We start from the raw sequence: 17,618 nt of genomic DNA, 5'->3' as shown, positions 1-17,618 counted from the left end.
AGAGTGTTTCCAGCATGGTTTCGATTGTCAATTTGACGTGAATGGTTATTCTTGTCTGGAATTGTTCAAAATTAGGGGCCATTTGCCGCAGTGGGCGCGAAAGCAATGCGGAGGGGTTGACGTGTGAACCGGCATTCTCGAAAACGGTCGCACGGTACTGGAGCATATGATGGATTTCGAAGCATTTTTTAAAGGCGAGCTGGAAGGCCTGCACAATGAGGGCCGTTATCGGGTTTTCGCAGATCTCGAACGCCGCCGTGGCAATTTTCCCCGCGCTATCAGACATACCCCGAATGGCCCGCAGGAAGTGACTGTCTGGTGCTCCAACGACTATCTCGGCATGGGCCAGCATCCGAAAGTGATCGAGGCGATGAAGCAGGCGATCGATCACTGTGGCGCGGGTGCGGGAGGCACCCGGAATATTTCTGGCACCAACCACTACCATGTTCTGCTCGAGCAGGAACTCGCCGATCTCCACGGCAAGGAATCCGCCCTGATCTTCACCTCGGGCTACATCTCCAACTGGGCGACGCTCGGCACGCTCGGCGCGCGCATTCCCGGCCTCATCATCTTCTCGGATGCGCTGAACCACGCGTCGATGATCGAGGGCATTCGCTATGCGAAGTGTGACAAGGTCATCTGGAAGCATAACGATTTGCATGACCTCGAAGCCAAGCTGAAGGCTGCCGATCCCAAGGCGCCGAAGCTGATCGCTTTCGAATCCGTTTATTCCATGGATGGCGATATCGCCCCCATCAAGGAAATCTGCGACCTCGCCGACAAGTATGGCGCGATGACCTATCTCGACGAAGTGCATGCCGTTGGCATGTATGGCCCGCGCGGCGGCGGTATTGCCGAGCGCGAGGGATTGATGGATCGTCTGACCGTCATCGAAGGCACACTCGGCAAGGCATTCGGCGTCATGGGCGGCTATATCGCCGCTTCGACCGCGCTCTGTGATTTCATCCGCTCGTTTGCGTCGGGCTTCATTTTCACGACGTCGCTGCCGCCGGCTCTGGCTGCGGGTGCCGTCGCCTCGATCCAACACCTCAAGGTCAGCCAGTTCGAACGCATGCGCCATCAGGATCGCGTGCGTAAGCTGCGCGCCCAGCTCGATGCGGCCGGCATTCCGCACATGCCGAACCCGAGCCATGTGGTTCCGGTCATGGTCGGCGATGCGGCCAAGTGCAAGTGGATTTCCGATCTGCTGCTCGATGCCGGCGTCTATGTGCAGCCGATCAACTATCCGACTGTGCCGAAGAAGACCGAGCGTTTGCGCATCACGCCGACGCCGCTGCATTCCGATGGCGATATCGAACAGTTGGTCGGTGCGCTGCACGCGCTTTGGTCTCGCTGTGCGCTTGCCCGGGCCGTTGCGTAAGAGACGGCTTCCGCCTCAAAATCAAAATGCGCTTCATTGCGGAATATCGGTGCGATGCCGATTTCTGCAATGATTGTTTGTGCCGTCGTTAGCCGCGGCTTCCCAAAGCCAGGCGGCAGGCGAGGCCGGCAAATACCGTCGCCAGCAGATATTGCGGCAGCTTCGGAAGGCGCTTGATCGCCGAGAACCGGCCGCGGATGTGGCTGCCAAGCAGGATGACGGAGCCGTTCACCAGGAAGCCGATCCCGTTGAGAATGGTGGCGAGCAAGGCCATCTGCAGGATCATCGAGCCGCTGGGATCGACGAATTGCGGGAAGAGCGCAAGCACGAACAGGGCCAATTTCGGGTTAAGAATATTGGTTGCCAGGCCCTCGACGAAGATGCGCTTACCCGAAAGGCGCTTGAGCCCGGCCGACGGTGTGAACGCAGAACCCTGGGAGCGGAGCGTCTTGACGGCCAGATAGAGCAGGTAGGCGCAGCCTGCCCAACGCACGATCTCATAAGCGACCGGCACGGTGAGAAAGAGCCGTGACAGTCCGAGGGCTGCCGCCATGGCGTGGCAATAGGTTCCAAGCGCAATGCCGGCATAGGTGAGAAAGCCGGCGGAGCGACCCTGGCTGACGCTGCGCGAGGCGATGAGAAGCATGTCGGGACCGGGCGTGGCGGTGAGCACCAGCGCGGCGGCGGCAAAAAGAATGATCGTGGAAAAGTCCGGCATCGTGATTCCCTTGAAAGTGAAGCCGGAATTCCTCTCTAGCATCATCACCGGGAATGGCAACCGCCGTATATGTGGTTGCGTAGCGAATGCGGAACGTTGCGATCTATTGTAAGATTATGCTTACGCAGCCTTTTCCCGCTGGTCGACGAGTGCGGCGGCGCGGCCGCGTGCTTCCTCATCGGCGGCAAAGACCGCATCCATGGTGTCGGCGCTGCCGATCGCAATCATCTCCTCCATGACGGCTTCGGCGATATCGGCCATTTCGAGGAAGCCAATGCGGCCATCCACGAAGGCGTGGAAGGCGATCTCCTCTGCCGCATTCATGATTGCGCCCTGCAGGCCGCCGCGCTCCAGTGCGGTGCGGGCAAGGCGCAGTGCCGGGAAGCGCACTTCGTCCGGCGCCTCGAAATCCAGCCGGGCGAGCTTGGTGAAATCCAGCCGGTCGACATTGAGGCTGGTGCGGGCGGGATAGGTCAGCGCATAGCCGATGGCGGTGCGCATGTCGGGACAGCCGAGCTGCGCCAGCACCGAGCCATCCGTATAGCCGACCATGGAATGGATGACGGATTGCGGATGCACCACCACTTCGATCTGGTCGGGGCGGACATTGAACAAGTGCTTGGCCTCGATCATCTCCAGCGCCTTGTTGAACATGGAGGCGCTGCCGATCGAGATCTTTAAACCCATCGACCAGTTGGGATGGGCACGCGCGATTGCCGGCGTGACATTGGCCATCTGCTCCCGCGTCCAGGTGCGGAAGGGGCCGCCCGATGCGGTGATGATGATGCGCTCCACCGCGTGCTGCTGATCGTCCTCCAGTGCCTGGAAAATCGCGCTGTGCTCGCTATCGACGGGGATCAGCCGGCCGCCGCCTTCGGCCACGGCGCGCACGAAGAGATCCCCGGCGGAGACGAGACATTCCTTGTTGGCAAGCGCGATATCGGCGCCGCGGCGGGCGGCTGCCAGCGTCGGCGCCAGGCCGGCTGTGCCGACGATCGCCGCCATCGCCCAGTCCGAGGGCATCGAAGCCGCCTCGATCAAGGCATTCTTACCCGCGCCGACGGCAATGCCCGATCCAGCCAGCGCATCCTTCAAATCCTGATAGCGCTCCTCATTGGCCGTCACGGCAAAAGCGGCACCGCAGGCCTTGGCCTGCGCGGCCAGCAGGCCGATATTGTCATGTCCGGTGATGGCCGCGATATCGAAGGCCTCACGCCCGCCCAGCTGGGCAATGACGTCGAGCGTATTCTGGCCGATGGAGCCGGTCGAACCCAATATCGTCAGGCGACGACGCGCCGTGCTGCCGGTGTTCATTCAGGTATCCGCATTTGCTGCTGTTCCCCAAGGCTCTACAGGGGATTGGGCGGAGCGGCAAGTCCGGAGCCATGCAACCGCTCCCCCGGCGATACACGCGAAAAGCGACCGTGTGAATTAGTCATATTTTTTTCAATCTCCATTGAACCAAATGCAAACTGCTGCGTTTTCCGACCACTCGACTGCGGAGGGCGATGAATGGTTTTCAAGGCGGCAACGTTTCACGGCATGGAGCTCTATCTGGAAAACGACCAGGCCAGGCGCTCGGCGCTGGAATCTGCGGTTGCCAATGCGCTCGCCGTTGCCGGCGGAATCGATGCTTCCGATGTCACCGTGATTGCGGCAGGCCAGGAAATCCGCCTGCACGGTTCGGTCGCAACCTATCAGGAGGTGGCGCGGGCAACCGCGGTCGCAGAATCCATTCCCGGCGTCAGGCTGGTGAGGAACAGGATCGCGGTGGGATGAGCACGAGCTTCAGTCCTCGTTCATCGTGCGTCCGCGGGGATCAACCTGCATGCATTTCGGGGAGACGCATGAAAAAGCTCGTGATCGCCGCAACCTTCGCCAGCTCGAAACGCGGACTAAGAGCGATACTGAGTGCTTGAGTGTAATGGTGATCTCGACGCGATTCGAACGCGTGACCCTCAGATTAGGAATCTGATGCTCTATCCTGCTGAGCTACGAGACCACTCGGCATGATCCATACAAAAGCAAAGGCCCGAAGCCAAGCCTTTTTGCGTCGTGGAGACAATCTGTGTTGAGCAGGCTCCGCGCAGCCCCAAAGACCACGCGGAGGTATCGAGGCAAGCCTCAGGCGTTGAGGCGCTGTTCGGCGAGGCGCACCCAATAGGAGATGCCGTGGGCGATGGCTTCGTCGTTGAAGTCGTAGGCCGGGTTATGCAGGCCGGCGCTGTCGCCGTTGCCGACGAAGATGAAGGCGCCGGGGCGGGCGAGCAGCATGTAGGAGAAATCTTCGCCGCCCATCATCGGGTCGATGTTCGGGATGACATTGCCTGCACCGGCGATTTCCTCGGCCACCGCAATCGCGTAATCGGTCTCGTCGGCGTGGTTGAAGGTGACCGGATAGTTGCGGTGGAATTCGATCTCGGCTTCCGCACCATGGCTTGCGGCAATGCCTGTCACGATCTGCTTGAAGCGCTGCTCAGCAAGGTCGCGCATTTCGGGATCGAGCGTGCGCACTGTGCCGGTGAAGCTCGCATCCTTGGGGATGACGTTGTGGGCATTGCCGGCGTTGAATGTCGTGACGGAGACAACAACCGATTTCAGCGGATCGGCGCTGCGCGAGGCGATGAGCTGCAAATTGGAGACGATCTGCGCGCCGATGGCGATCGGATCGATCGTTCTGTGTGGCATGGCGGCGTGGCCGCCGACGCCTCTGATGGAGACCGTGAATTCATCCGTCGCCGCCATGATCGCACCCTTGCGGATGGCGAAGTGGCCGACCGGCAGCCCCGGCATATTGTGCATGCCATAGACCTCGGCGATCTGGAAGCGCTCCATCATGCCGTCCTTGACCATGGCGTCGCCGCCGGCGCCGCCTTCTTCGGCCGGCTGGAAGATGACGGCGATGTTGCCGTTGAAATTGCGGTTCTCGGCGAGGTATTTCGCAGCCCCCAGCAGCATGGCGGTGTGGCCGTCATGGCCACAGGCATGCATCTTGCCGGGAGTCTGGGAGGCATAGGGCTTGCCGGTGATTTCGGTGAGGGGCAGGGCATCCATGTCGGCGCGCAAGCCGATCGTGCGGCCCTCGCCCTTGCCGCGGATCAGGCCGACGACGCCGGTGCGGCCGATGCCGGTCACCACCTCGTCGACGCCGAAGGCGCGCAGTTTCTCGGCCACGAAGGCGGCCGTATTCTCGACCGCATAGAGGAGTTCGGGATGCGCATGGATATGGCGGCGCCACTCGGTCACTTCGCCCTGGAGTTCTGCGGCTCTGTTCAAGATCGGCATATGCTGATTTTCCTGCTGCTCAATATCGATTCTGGTTCAACCTGCGGGTCCTTGGCACAGCCTCGGCTAGCTTATCGCGGCGTTGGCGGCGTGCCATCGGGAAATAAAGTCGTCAATCGCCTTTGCCTTCTCCTAGCCATATAGGTTAAATAGACGAAGCTTTCGAGAAAATTCCGGACTTCTGAAGGATAGATCGTGCCGACGAAGCAGAATCGTTTGTATGCCGCCCTGCGGCTCGTTCCTATGGCCGCAGCAGCATCCATGCTTTTCCTGTCGACCGCGCAAACGGCCGGAGCCAATCCGCATATTCTCGTCGATGTCAGCACCGGACGTGTTCTCGACCAGCAGGAGGCGTTTCGCCGCTGGTATCCGGCCTCGCTCACGAAGCTGATGACGACCTATGTGACCTTCCGGGCCATCCAGTCCGGTCAGATCCGGCTCGATACACCCGTCGTCATGTCGAAGCTTGCTGCCGCACAGCCGCCGGCGAAGATGTACTTCAAGCCGGGCCAGAAGATGACGCTCGACAACGCCTTGAAGATGATGCTGGTCAAATCGGCAAACGATCTTGCCATGGCTGTGGCCGAGACGGTCGGCGGTTCGCAGCAGGGCTTCGTGGCGCGGATGAATGCGGAAGCCGCGCGCCTCGGCATGCGCGACTCGCATTTCATCAATCCTAACGGTCTGCCCGGCAAGGGACAGTATACGACGGCGCGCGATCTTGCCATTCTCAGCGTGGCGCTGCGCCGCGAGTTCCCGCAATATGCCGGCTATTTCTCGCTCGAGGGCTTCACCAACGGCGTTAAGCAGGTGCCGAACATCAACATGCTCATCGGCCGTTTCGACGGCGCCGACGGCATGAAGACCGGCTTCATCTGCGCTGCCGGCTTCAACCAGATCGCCTCGGCAACCCGCAACGGCCGTACGCTGATCTCGGTCGTTCTCGGCACCGACAGCCTGGCGGCGCGCGCTGACGATTCTGCCAATCTCCTGGAAAAGGGCTTCCAGAACCAGCTGTCCACCCGCGACACGCTGGCGACCCTCAGGCCCGATGCGCCGCTTGCAGCCGACGTCGCCGATGTCACCGCTGACATTTGCAGCACAAAGGGCGCGCAGGCGCGCAGCGAGACCCGCGATCCCTTCGGCCGTACCAAGGTACAATCGCCCTATATCCACGAAATGGATCACGAGCCCAATTTCGTCTATGCCGGCCTGATCGGCGGCCAGGATATCGCGACGGCCGCCAAGAGCGACAAGGACGATGTCACGGCCAGAGGCGACAAGGCGACCAGGGACAACAAGATCGCGATCTCCGGCAGCGCGTCCAATGTGCCGGTTCCGATGCCGCGGCCCACTTTCTAATATCGGACAGGAATCATGAGTGTTTCGCAGCTAAGAGTGCCGGTTGCCATCCTGACCGGCTTCCTCGGTGCGGGTAAATCGACCCTGCTCAACCGCATCCTCAAGGATGAGGCCATGCGCGATGCGGCCGTCATCATCAACGAGTTCGGCGATGTCGGTATCGATCATCTGCTGGTGGAAAGCTCCGGCGATTCCATCATCGAGCTTTCCGATGGCTGCCTGTGCTGCACGGTGCGCGGCGAGTTGGTGGATACGCTGGCGAACCTGATGGACGCGATGCAGACCGGCCGCATCCGGCCGCTGAAGCGCGTCGTCATCGAAACGACCGGCCTTGCCGATCCTGCTCCCGTCATGCAGTCGATCATGGGCAATCCGATCATCGCCAACAATTTCGACCTCGATGGCGTCATTACCGTCGTCGATGCGGTCAACGGGCTGCAGACGCTCGACAATCACGAAGAAGCGCGCAAGCAGGTGGCGGTCGCCGACCGGCTGATCGTGTCCAAGACGGGGATTGCCGGCGCCGTGCCGGAAGCGCAGCTGGAGAGCAGGCTGAGGGCGCTCAATCCGCGCGCGCAGATCCTGAATGCCGATAGCGACGAGGCGGGACGCGCCGCCATTCTGGTCAACGGCCTCTACGACCCGGCTTCAAAGATCGCCGATGTCGGCCGCTGGCTGCAGGACGAGCTGGAAGCGGACGACGATCATCATCACCATGATGAGCACGATCACCACGACCATAACCATGACCATCATCATGGCGATCATGGACACCACCATCACCATCATGGGCACCACCACGGCCACCGGCATCAGCACGCCCATGACGTCACGCGGCATGACAGCTCGATCCGGTCGTTCTCGATCGTCGAGACCCAGCCTATCGATCCGATGGCGCTCGAAATGTTCATCGATCTGCTGCGTTCGGCGCATGGCGAGAAGCTCCTGCGCATGAAGGCGATCGTTGCAGTGTCCGACCGGCCGGAGCGTCCTGTCGTGCTGCATGGCGTGCAGAATATCTTTCATGCGCCGGTGCGCCTGCCGGCATGGCCCGATCCCGAAGATCGCCGCACGCGCATGGTCATCATCACGAAGGATTTGCCGGAAGATTTCGTGAAGGGCCTATTTGACGCCTTCCTCAGCAAGCCGCGCGTCGATACGCCTGATAGGGCGGCGCTGGGGGACAATCCGCTCGCCGTGCCGGGGATGAAGTTTTAAATCTCGATGAGATCTAACAACCCGCCCCGCCCTTCGACAGGCTCAGGGTGAGGCTGGTCTTGGCCGCACTGTCGGCCATGATCGAAGAGAGGGTGGCGCGATAAGGGAAATCCACAGTCGCTCCATCCTCATGGTGAGGCGGGAGCGTAGCGACCCTCGAACCATTGGGATGGCCACCAGCTGCTAGAGATCACCCCTTGCGAATCACGAAGCGATGGCCGCCATCCGTCTTCTCGTTCACGAGAAGCGTGTGGCCCTTCTCGTTGCAGAGATGCGGGATGTCGATGACGGCGAGCGGATCCGTGGTTTCCACGGTCAATGTCGCGCCGCTTGCCATGCCGCGCAGACGCTTCTCCGTCTTGATCGCCGGATAGGGGCATTTCAGGCCGCGCAGATCGTAGATCTCGGTATCCGGACTATTCACTCTTGGCCCAGAACTTCCAGAAAGGCGGTTTCTTGGCCTCGGTCTGCGCGGTTTCGACAGGAGGCGCTGGCGCGTAGGCGAGCGCGTTGAGGCTGGGGTTCATGGGGTTTGCCGTCGGGATCGGCACATTTGCCGGAACATTGGCCGCAATGACGGGGCCGGCCGCGGGCTGCTGCGCAGGTGCCATCGGAGCACCTGTCGCAGGACTTGCCGTAGCCACGCGAATGCTTGCCGTCGTCGGGTTGCCCGTCGGGCTTACTGCCGTGCCACCGCGCGCGATCTGCTGGGCCGACTGGTTCGCCATCATCGATTCGAGATCGGCGACCTTCATCATCTTGCCGGCGGCAAGGGCGGTGCCTGTGGGAGCATAGGCGATATCGTGGCCCTTGCGCTGCTTGGCGACGACGGCCTTGCGCTCGGCTTCGGTCGGGTCGTACCAGGCCATGCCGTCGAACTTCTTCGAGGCAGCTGCATAGTCGGCCTGATACTGCTTGTCATAGGTCGCAAGCGCCATCTGCAGGGCAGGCGGCGTGGTCATGACGGGGCATTTGCCGCTGGCGTTGAACGGGCCGCTGGCCTGCTGGTTGAAGACGTATTTCTTCTCGCAGACCTCGACCTCGGGCGGGCGCTTGGTGACTTCGAAATTGTCGTAGCCAACCTTCAGCATCTTCCAGAATTCGATATTGGGGCTGAGGCGATGCTTCCACATGTTTTCCGCCGTCATGCGGAAGGGGAAGGCTTCGAGCTGAACGGCCTTCTGGCCGCCCTTGAAGGCGTCGCGCGCGAAGGCATAGATCTCCAGCACCTGCTGGTCGGTCATCGAATAGCAGCCGGACGACGAGCAGGCGCCGTGGATCATCAGATTGTTGCCGGTGCGGCCATTGGCTGCATCGTAGCGGTTCGGGAAGCCTGTGTTGATGGCGAGATAGTATTTCGAATTCGGGTTCAGGTTGGCCGGCGTCAGCATGTAGAAGCCTTCCGGCGCCTGCCGGTCGCCTTCCTTCACCTTCGGGCCTAGACGGCCGGACCAGGCGCAGATCTTGTAGTCCGCGATAACTTCGAAACGGTTGTTCTGGTTCGCCTTCAGGATCTCCATCACGCCTTCTTCCTTGAAGATGCGGATCATGATCGGCGAATTGCGGTCCATGCCCTTCTTGGCCATGTCGGCGAGGATATGGCTTGGAAGCGGCTGTTCGACCTTGTTCTTCACCTTCGACAGGTCGATCGACGCGGTATCCAGCGCGTCGTTGCAGCCGGCGAGTGCCAGCGCCATCAGGGAAACATAGGCAAGGTGACGAATGCGCATTCTGACCTGGTCCATAAATGCGAAGAGTGGCAGCTCGATCTGTTTCGCCACTCCCCTCGAAGCATGAAACGGAATCATAGATGGCTTATACTTGAAAATTCCTTACCAGCCTATGACGTGCCCGCAGCGCGTCGGCAAGCTTTTCTTTGCCATAAAAGCTTCGATAACGGAAATGTGGCCAAGGTTTGGCCTCATTCCCGCTTTCAGCGATCACTTTTTCCGAATGCCGCTTAGAGATTGCGACCGATGTTGAGGAATTTCTGGCGGCGGTCGCTGCGCAATTGTTCGCCCGAACGGCTGGAAAGCTCTGCAAGCGCGGTCGCAATCGTTTCGCCGGCCGAGCTTATCACCGCGTTCGGATCGCGATGCGCGCCGCCGACGGGCTCGGAGATGATGCCGTCGATCACGCCGAGGCTCTTCAGATCATCGGCCGTTATCTTCATGTTGGTTGCTGCTTCCTTGGCGCGCGTTGAATCGCGCCAGAGGATCGAGGCCGCACCTTCGGGCGAAATCACGCTGTAGATCGAGTGTTCGAGCATATAGACGCGGTTGCCGACGGCTATCGCGATGGCGCCGCCGGAACCGCCTTCGCCGATAACGATGGAGATGATCGGCACCTTCACGCCGAGACACATCTCGGTCGAGCGGGCGATCGCTTCGGCCTGACCGCGTTCTTCGGCGCCAACGCCCGGATAGGCACCGGCGGTGTCGACCAGCGTGATGACGGGCAACTGGAAGCGGTCGGCCATTTCGAGGATACGGATCGCCTTGCGATAGCCTTCCGGCCGGGCGCTGCCGAAATTATGCTTCAGGCGGCTCTTGGTATCGTTGCCTTTTTCCTGGCCGATGAGGGCGACCGGCTGGCCGCGGAAGCGGGCAAAACCTGCCTGGATCGCGGCATCCTCGGAGAATTGGCGATCGCCGGCCAGCGGTGTGAATTCCGTAAACAGTGCACTGGCATAATCGACGAAATGCGGGCGCTGCGGGTGGCGGGCGACCTGCGTCTTCTGCCAGGCATTGAGTTTGGAATAGATGTCGGCCATCGCCTCGCGGACGCGGATTTCAAGCCGCCCGACTTCCTCGGACGTGTCGATGCTTTCGTCTTCGCTCGCCAGTTTCTTGAGCTCGTGAATCTTGCCTTCGAGATCCGAGATGGGTTTTTCGAAGTCCAGATAATTGTGCATGAGGTGCGTTTCCGATCCTTTTGCCCGTGACGAGAGATGGCGGCTTCAGCCTGTGTGCCGGTCCTAATCCTGTTTTTTTGCCTGTTTGGCAAGGGGGTGATGCGTTTGGACCAGCTGATGAAGGCGTTCTTCCAGCACATGTGTGTAGATTTGCGTCGTCGAAATGTCCGAATGGCCGAGAAGTTCCTGCACGACGCGCAGGTCCGCGCCGTTGGCGAGAAGATGGCTCGCGAAGGCATGGCGCATCACATGCGGTGAAATCATCGAAGGCGTCAGGCCCGCCCGGATAGCAAGGTCCTTGAGATCGCGCGCAAAAACCTGACGCGGCAGATAGCCCTGCCTGGAAGCGGCGGGGAAAAGCCACGGACTTTCGGGGGCAGGGTTCTTAGCGTTTGCCGCAATCTCGGCCTGCAGCCGCCCATAGCTTTTCAGCGCCGAAATGGCCGACTGCGACAGCGGTACCAGCCGCTCCTTGTTGCCTTTGCCGCGGATCATCAGGAAGCGGCCTTCCTGATCCAGCACCTTCGCCGGCAGAGAGATGAGCTCGCTCACACGCATGCCGGTGGCATAGAGCATTTCCAGGAGCACCAGCATGCGCAGCCGCTGCAGCCGGTCCGGTCCGTCGGCCGCGGCCTCCTCCTCAGCCTGGCTCAGAAGCCTCGTCACGTCGTCGACGCCCATCGTCTTCGGAAGGGCGCGGCCCTTCTTGGGAGCATCGAGGATCCCCGTCGGGTCGTCTGTGCGCAGACCTTCAGCATAGAGGAACTTATAGAATTGCCGCATGGCAGAGAGCCGGCGTGCCTGCGAGGACGGTTTGAAGCCCTGGCTCGACAGGCTGGAAAGATAGGCTCCCAGGTCGCTGGAGCTGGCTTCCGTCAGACGAACTCCTTGCCCGGATAGGAATGAATGGAGATCGTCGAGATCGCGCTCGTAGGATTGCAGCGTGTTGATGGCAGCACCCCGCTCGGCGCTCATCATTTCCAGAAAGGCTTCCAGATGCACTCGCCCCAGATCTCTCTTGCCCGCTCGTATATTTTCGGCTTGCGCGCTCATGGTTTCAGTGAGCCTGTCGTCGGAGGATTGAGGCGTTCGGGGGCAATGCGGATCGTCACATCACGTGGCTGGGGATCGATGAAGAGCACCAGAGCCCACATTGCTCCATATATCGATCCGGCGATGACCGCGCAGATGACAAGGAAGCGAAATAGGGTTGGCATTCGAAAACTCTCCTTCGCCGTTCATTGGCGCGGCGATGCGCAATAATTATGTCCTTCAAGGGTTAGCTGAAGGATATTGCAGACATGTTTACGATAGCGGCGTCTTGACGCTACCGGTGCATTTGACGATACCGTTTCCAAAGAAATTGTGAATGGGCCGATGAGTGAACAAGTCCTGACCCTTGCCGAGAGCCTTAAAGACAGGGCGCGTGCTGCGCTCGGTCAGCGCAATCTCGTCTTCGTGGGATTGATGGGAGCAGGAAAATCCTCGATCGGCCGGCCAGTCGCGCAGCAGCTCGGCCTTCCCTTCGTCGATACGGATATCGAGATTGAGCGCGTGTCGCGCATGACGATCGCCGAACTGTTTGCCGCCTATGGCGAGCAGGAGTTCCGGGCGCTGGAAACGCGTGTCATCAAGCGGCTGCTCAAGGGCGGCCCGCGTGTCGTCTCGACCGGCGGCGGCGCATTCATCAACGAAAGCACGCGCCTGCATGTCAAGCGCGGCAGCCTTTCCGTCTGGCTGAAGGCCGACCTCGACGTCTTGTGGGACCGCGTCAACAAGCGCGACACACGGCCGTTGCTGAAGACCGAGAATCCGAAACAGACCCTCGAGAACCTGATGAATGCGCGCTATCCGATCTATGCGGAAGCCGATATCACGGTTCTTTCCCGCGACGTAAGCAAGGATATCATGGTCAGGGAAGTCCTTGCCGCGATTGCCGAGGGAAAGAAAGCAGAAAGCAGAATACCATGAATGCGATCATACCGGCCTCCGCTGAGCGTCTCGTGCGCGTGCCTCTCGGCGAGCGTGCCTATGACATCCTGATTGGCCCCGGCCTGATCGCGCGTGCGGGCCAGGAGATCGCAGCCCGGCTGAAGGGGCGCAAGGCCGCCCTCATCACCGATGAAAATGTCGCGCCGCTTTACCTCGATGCTTTGGTTGCGAGCCTTGAAGCGGCCGGTATCCAGGCTTCCAGCCTCGTTTTGCCCGCTGGCGAAAAGACAAAAAGCTTCGAGCATCTGATTACCGTTTGCGATGCGGTGCTGACGGCGCGTGTGGAGCGCAACGATGCGGTGATCGCACTTGGCGGTGGCGTCATCGGTGATCTCTCCGGCTTTGCTGCCGGCATCGTGCGCCGCGGCGTTCGTTTCGTCCAGGTGCCGACATCGCTGCTGTCGCAGGTGGATTCGTCCGTTGGCGGCAAGACCGGCATCAATACCCATCATGGCAAGAACCTCGTCGGCGTCTTCCATCAGCCTGATCTCGTCCTTGCCGATACCGATGTGCTGAATACGCTGAGCGAGCGTGAATTTCGCGCCGGCTATGCCGAAGTCGCCAAATATGGCTTGATCGACAAGCCGGATTTCTTCGCCTGGCTGGAAGCCAATTGGAAGGATGTCTTCTCGGGTGGTGCCGCTCGCATCGAGGCGATTGCCACCAGCTGTCAGGCAAAGTCCGATGTCGTCGTTGCCGACGAACGCGAAAACGGCCCTCGCGCGCTGCTCAATCTCGGCCATACCTTCGGCCACGCGCTGGAAGCCGCCACTGCCTATGACAGCCGCCGGCTGGTGCATGGCGAGGGTGTTGCGATCGGCATGGTGCTGGCGCATGAATTTTCCGCGCGCCTCAATCTGGCAAGCCCGGATGATGCCAAGCGTGTCGAGGCGCATTTAAAGGCCGTGGGCCTGCCAACGCGGATGAGCGATATTCCGGGCGAGCTGCCGCCCGCCGAAGCGCTGATGGATGCGATCGCGCAGGACAAGAAGGTCAAGAGCGGCAAGCTCACCTTCATCCTCACGCGTGGCATCGGTCAGTCCTTCGTTGCGGACGATGTACCGTCTTCCGAAGTCCTGAGTTTCCTGAAGGAAAAACATCCCTGATGACCGTCGAGGGCACGCTGGCTGTTTTGTGGGAATATTGGCCCGAGATTATATCGATCGTGGCCCTGGTGCTGCTTTCTGCCTTCTTTGCCGGCTCGGAGACAGCGCTGACGGCGGCTTCGCGCAGCCGTATCCATACATTGGAAGCCAACGGCGACAGACGGGCCGGCATCGTGCGGCTCTTGATAGAGCGTCGCGACCGATTGATCGGCGCGCTGCTGATCGGCAACAATCTCGCCAATATTCTGTCGTCCTCGCTTGCGACCAGCGTGTTCCTGGGTCTGTTCGGCAATTCCGGCGTGGCGATCGCTACCGCCGCCATGACCGTCATTCTCGTCATTTTCGCGGAGGTTCTGCCGAAGAGCTGGGCCATTGCGACGCCGGACCGCTTCGCGCTGAATGTCGCCAGTGCGATACGCCTCTTCGTTATCGTCGTTGGGCCTGTGTCGAGCGTCGTCAATGCCATCGTGCGCCAGATCCTGGGCATTTTCGGCGTCAATCTCTCCCGGGAAGTGTCGATGCTGTCGGCGCATGAGGAGTTGCGCGGCGCCGTGGACCTGCTTCACCGCGAGGGTTCCGTGGTCAAGGCCGACCGCGACCGTCTGGGTGGCGTTCTCGATCTCGGCGAGCTGGAACTGTCTGATATCATGGTTCACCGTACGGCAATGCGCGCCATCAATGCCGATGATCCGCCAGAAGTGGTCGTGCGTGCGATCCTCGACAGCCCTTATACGCGCATGCCGCTCTGGCGCGGCACGATCGACAACATCATCGGCGTCGTGCATGCCAAGGACTTGCTGCGGGCGCTCGCGGAACGTAATGTCGAGCCGGAAAATCTCGATATCGTCAAGATCGCGCAAAAGCCCTGGTTCGTGCCCGACAGCACCAATCTCGAGGACCAGCTCAACGCCTTCCTGCGTCGCAAGCAGCATTTCGCCGTCGTCGTCGACGAATATGGCGAGGTGCAGGGCATCGTCACGCTGGAGGATATTCTGGAAGAGATCGTTGGCGACATCGCCGATGAGCACGATCTGGATATCCAGGGCGTGCGGCAGGAGGCCGACGGCTCGATCGTTGTTGACGGAGTCGTGCCGATTCGCGATCTGAACCGCGCGCTCGACTGGGATTTGCCCGACGAAGAGGCGACGACGATTGCCGGCCTCGTCATCCACGAATCGATGACCATCCCTGAAGAGCGGCAGGCCTTCACGTTCTACGGCAAGCGTTTCATCGTCATGAAGCGCGAAAAGAACCGCATCACCAAGCTGCGCATCCGTCCCGCGGAGTCGGAAGAGGCGAAGCCGGCTTAAGGCGTCCCCAGCGCCCTACCAGCGCACCGTCTCTCCCGGAGCTGCCGGCTCTACCGCCAGCGCGTGCAGCCCCGCCTCCAGTTCCGGCTTCAATAACTCGTTGATCGCCCTGTGGCGCGCGAGGCGCGGCATGCCGGAAAACTTGGCGGACACGATGCGAACTCTTATATGAGTTTCGCCCGTCCCGGTCATGTCGGGCTGATGACCCGCATGCAGGTGGCTCTCGTTGATGACGGCAAGGCGCTCGGGCGCGAAGGCATCGGTGAGCTTCCGCTCAATGCGGGATTGCAGTGTCGTTTCCATATTCCCGCGTCGACCTCGCTTGCGAAAAAAAGGCTCCCACAAAGCCTATAACATTCCTGTTTGTCAATTCTTGTTGTGGGGTATCCAAGGCCCCATAATTAGGACGCCATGAGACTTGATTCAAAATATTTCGATCGCATCCGCACCCGCCGCAAGCGCGCGCAGGAGCCCGAACAGGGTCCTCCGACGTGCCAGTGGGACGGCTGCGACAAGCACGGTACGCATCGCGCCCCGGTGGGGCGCAATGCGGAAGGGCAGTTCTTTTTGTTCTGCTTCGAGCACGTCAAGGAATACAATAAGGGCTACAATTATTTCTCCGGCCTCTCGGACGGGGAAATCGCGCGCTATCAGAAGGAAGCCATCACCGGCCACCGTCCGACCTGGACCGTCGGCGTGAACAAGGCTGCCAGGAATAGCCCGCTTCATTCCGATATCCGCTCGGGCGCCTATTCCCGCGTTCGCGACCCCTTCGGCTTCGTTAGGGAAGGCGAGGGCCAAGGTCGCGGCCCGCGTTTTCCGCAGCAGCGCAAGCTGAAAACGCTGGAGGCGAAAGCCTTCGACACCATGGGTCTCGGCGCCAATGCCTCGGCTCCGGAAATCAAGCGTCGCTACAAGGAATTGGTGAAAATGCACCATCCCGACGCCAATGGCGGCGACCGCGGCTCGGAAGAGCGCTTCCGCGCAGTGATTCAGGCCTATCAATTATTGAAGCAGAACGGTTTTTGTTAATTCCCGTCCTTGCTCTCCGCCTTCAATCAGGTATGGTCCAAATCGGCTGAAGCTGCGGGCAACCGCGGCAGGGTGCGCATTTGGCTGGCTGCACCTCGGTCAACTTTCCGGGCGCGGCGTTTCTTGTCCGGGGACTCTGTTCAAGGATGCTCGCAAGCGATCATATTATCGCGCCGAGATTTTGCTTTAGTCCCGGAGAAGTATCGCCGCTGTTCCGACCGGACGGATGCGGGCAACAAGCTGCGGCGTTTCGGATAAATCGGCTGAGTTTGATATGGCAGGGTGAGAGCCACCCGCCCTGGAGACATGATGAGCAAGATTGACCTTGATATTTCCGAGATCCCCGATACCACAGTTTCGGTCCGCGAAGTCTTCGGCATTGATTCCGACATTCGCGTGCCCGCTTACAGCCAGGGCAGTGCCTACGTGCCCGATCTCGACACGGACTATCTCTTCGACCGCGAGACCACGCTCGCCATTCTCGCCGGCTTCGCTCATAACCGCCGTGTGATGATCTCGGGCTATCACGGCACCGGCAAGTCCTCCCATATCGAGCAGGTCGCCGCGCGCCTCAACTGGCCGTGCGTGCGTATCAACCTCGACAGCCACGTCAGCCGTATCGATCTCGTCGGCAAGGATGCGATCGTCGTCAAGGATGGCCTGCAGGTCACCGAATTCAAGGACGGCATCCTGCCCTGGGCCTATCAGCACAATGTCGCGCTCGTGTTCGATGAATATGACGCCGGCCGCCCGGACGTGATGTTCGTCATCCAGCGCGTGCTGGAATCCTCGGGCCGTCTGACCCTGCTCGACCAGAGCCGCGTCATCCGTCCTCACCCGGCCTTCCGCCTGTTCGCAACCGCCAATACCATCGGTCTCGGCGACACGACCGGCCTCTATCACGGTACGCAGCAGATCAACCAAGCGCAGATGGACCGCTGGTCGATCGTGACGACGCTGAACTACCTGCCGCACAACAATGAAGTCGATATCGTACTGGCGAAGGTGAAGTCCTTCCGCAACGACAAGGGCCGCGACACCGTCTCCAAGATGGTCCGCGTTGCCGACCTGACGCGCGCTGCCTTCATGAATGGCGATCTGTCGACCGTCATGAGCCCGCGTACCGTCATCACCTGGGCCGAAAATGCGGAAATCTTCGGCGATGTCGCCTTTGCTTTCCGCGTCACCTTCCTCAACAAGTGTGATGAGCTGGAACGGCCGCTGGTTGCCGAGCACTATCAGCGCGCGTTCGGCGTCGAGCTGAAGGAAAGTGCCGCCAACATCGTGCTCGAAGCCTAAG

General features: G+C 60.6%; 18 protein-coding genes and 1 tRNA gene. 9 read left to right on the top strand and 10 right to left on the bottom strand.

What is annotated here, in order from left to right:
- The first annotated feature begins 169 nt into the window (after window positions 1-169).
- On the top strand, window positions 170-1,381 hold the full coding sequence (gene hemA, locus AC13QY_RS26375; RefSeq protein WP_113333934.1) for a 5-aminolevulinate synthase: 1,212 nt from the start codon (window positions 170-172) through the stop codon (window positions 1,379-1,381).
- Between the two features lie 88 nt (window positions 1,382-1,469).
- On the opposite strand, the gene AC13QY_RS26370 is transcribed toward hemA, so the two are convergent.
- Together AC13QY_RS26370 and dxr are read right to left on the bottom strand one after the other, a co-directional pair.
- Window positions 1,470-2,099, bottom strand: a complete 630-nt coding sequence (locus tag AC13QY_RS26370) for a LysE family translocator (RefSeq protein WP_269244505.1) — start codon at window positions 2,097-2,099, stop codon at window positions 1,470-1,472.
- A gap of 120 nt (window positions 2,100-2,219) precedes the next feature.
- Window positions 2,220-3,413 (bottom strand): 1-deoxy-D-xylulose-5-phosphate reductoisomerase, encoded by a 1,194-nt coding sequence (gene dxr / locus AC13QY_RS26365; RefSeq protein ID WP_113333915.1) that lies wholly within the window; start codon window positions 3,411-3,413, stop codon window positions 2,220-2,222.
- A gap of 198 nt (window positions 3,414-3,611) precedes the next feature.
- On the opposite strand from dxr, the gene AC13QY_RS26360 reads away from it, so the two are divergent.
- A complete protein-coding gene (locus AC13QY_RS26360) occupies window positions 3,612-3,878 on the top strand; it encodes a BON domain-containing protein (protein ID WP_113333916.1) in 267 nt (88 codons plus the stop codon).
- 146 nt (window positions 3,879-4,024) lie between these two features.
- On the opposite strand, the gene AC13QY_RS26355 is transcribed toward AC13QY_RS26360, so the two are convergent.
- Together AC13QY_RS26355 and AC13QY_RS26350 are read right to left on the bottom strand one after the other, a co-directional pair.
- A tRNA-Arg gene (locus tag AC13QY_RS26355) sits at window positions 4,025-4,101 on the bottom strand.
- Between the two features lie 122 nt (window positions 4,102-4,223).
- Complete coding sequence (locus tag AC13QY_RS26350) at window positions 4,224-5,384, bottom strand: M20 aminoacylase family protein (protein WP_488494229.1); 1,161 nt, start codon at window positions 5,382-5,384, stop codon at window positions 4,224-4,226.
- Between the two features lie 195 nt (window positions 5,385-5,579).
- Here AC13QY_RS26350 and AC13QY_RS26345 point away from each other — a divergent pair, with 195 nt between their 5' ends.
- On the top strand, window positions 5,580-6,746 hold the full coding sequence (locus AC13QY_RS26345; protein ID WP_145322054.1) for a D-alanyl-D-alanine carboxypeptidase family protein: 1,167 nt from the start codon (window positions 5,580-5,582) through the stop codon (window positions 6,744-6,746).
- Window positions 6,747-6,761: 15 nt separating this feature from the next.
- Window positions 6,762-7,964, top strand: a complete 1,203-nt coding sequence (locus AC13QY_RS26340; RefSeq protein ID WP_488494228.1) for a CobW family GTP-binding protein — start codon at window positions 6,762-6,764, stop codon at window positions 7,962-7,964.
- Between the two features lie 190 nt (window positions 7,965-8,154).
- Here the strand turns inward: AC13QY_RS26340 and AC13QY_RS26335 are convergent, their stop codons facing one another.
- The 5 genes from AC13QY_RS26335 to AC13QY_RS26315 form a co-directional block, all read right to left on the bottom strand.
- Window positions 8,155-8,388, bottom strand: a complete 234-nt coding sequence (locus AC13QY_RS26335) for a sulfurtransferase TusA family protein (protein ID WP_113354234.1) — start codon at window positions 8,386-8,388, stop codon at window positions 8,155-8,157.
- Entirely contained in the window at window positions 8,381-9,694 is a 1,314-nt protein-coding gene (locus AC13QY_RS26330; RefSeq protein WP_113354435.1) for a L,D-transpeptidase family protein, read from the bottom strand. The genes AC13QY_RS26335 and AC13QY_RS26330 overlap by 8 nt, the downstream gene beginning before the upstream one ends.
- 230 nt (window positions 9,695-9,924) lie before the next feature.
- Complete coding sequence (locus tag AC13QY_RS26325) at window positions 9,925-10,878, bottom strand: acetyl-CoA carboxylase carboxyltransferase subunit alpha (RefSeq protein WP_113333922.1); 954 nt, start codon at window positions 10,876-10,878, stop codon at window positions 9,925-9,927.
- A gap of 63 nt (window positions 10,879-10,941) precedes the next feature.
- Window positions 10,942-11,931, bottom strand: coding sequence for a site-specific tyrosine recombinase XerD (xerD, locus tag AC13QY_RS26320; RefSeq protein ID WP_113333923.1), 990 nt, complete (start codon window positions 11,929-11,931; stop codon window positions 10,942-10,944).
- The gene (locus tag AC13QY_RS26315; RefSeq protein ID WP_488494227.1) at window positions 11,928-12,095 is read right to left on the bottom strand and encodes a hypothetical protein; all 168 of its coding nucleotides are present in this window, start codon (window positions 12,093-12,095) and stop codon (window positions 11,928-11,930) included. The genes xerD and AC13QY_RS26315 overlap by 4 nt, the downstream gene beginning before the upstream one ends.
- A 160-nt stretch (window positions 12,096-12,255) precedes the next feature.
- Between AC13QY_RS26315 and AC13QY_RS26310 the strand changes: the two genes are divergently transcribed.
- The 3 genes from AC13QY_RS26310 to AC13QY_RS26300 are packed head-to-tail and all read left to right on the top strand — an operon-like array spanning window position 12,256 to window position 15,286.
- Window positions 12,256-12,849 (top strand): shikimate kinase, encoded by a 594-nt coding sequence (locus AC13QY_RS26310; protein ID WP_069612905.1) that lies wholly within the window; start codon window positions 12,256-12,258, stop codon window positions 12,847-12,849.
- Complete coding sequence (gene aroB / locus AC13QY_RS26305; RefSeq protein WP_113333924.1) at window positions 12,846-13,976, top strand: 3-dehydroquinate synthase; 1,131 nt, start codon at window positions 12,846-12,848, stop codon at window positions 13,974-13,976. Before AC13QY_RS26310 ends, aroB begins: the two co-directional genes overlap by 4 nt.
- On the top strand, window positions 13,976-15,286 hold the full coding sequence (locus AC13QY_RS26300) for an HlyC/CorC family transporter (RefSeq protein ID WP_113333925.1): 1,311 nt from the start codon (window positions 13,976-13,978) through the stop codon (window positions 15,284-15,286). The genes aroB and AC13QY_RS26300 overlap by 1 nt, the downstream gene beginning before the upstream one ends.
- A 15-nt stretch (window positions 15,287-15,301) precedes the next feature.
- Here AC13QY_RS26300 and AC13QY_RS26295 read toward each other — a convergent pair whose 3' ends face one another.
- Window positions 15,302-15,589, bottom strand: a complete 288-nt coding sequence (locus tag AC13QY_RS26295; RefSeq protein ID WP_113333926.1) for a BolA family protein — start codon at window positions 15,587-15,589, stop codon at window positions 15,302-15,304.
- Between the two features lie 108 nt (window positions 15,590-15,697).
- Here AC13QY_RS26295 and AC13QY_RS26290 point away from each other — a divergent pair, with 108 nt between their 5' ends.
- Entirely contained in the window at window positions 15,698-16,318 is a 621-nt protein-coding gene (locus AC13QY_RS26290) for a J domain-containing protein (RefSeq protein ID WP_069612909.1), read from the top strand.
- A 309-nt stretch (window positions 16,319-16,627) separates the two neighbouring features.
- Entirely contained in the window at window positions 16,628-17,617 is a 990-nt protein-coding gene (cobS, locus tag AC13QY_RS26285) for a cobaltochelatase subunit CobS (protein ID WP_095436016.1), read from the top strand.
- Window position 17,618 lies beyond the last annotated feature (1 nt).

The sequence above is a fragment of the Martinezella sp. CNPSo 3795 genome (assembly GCF_057784475.1).
The sequence above is the reverse complement of the archived record's forward strand: the minus strand, read 5'-3'. Positions and strand labels throughout refer to the sequence as shown.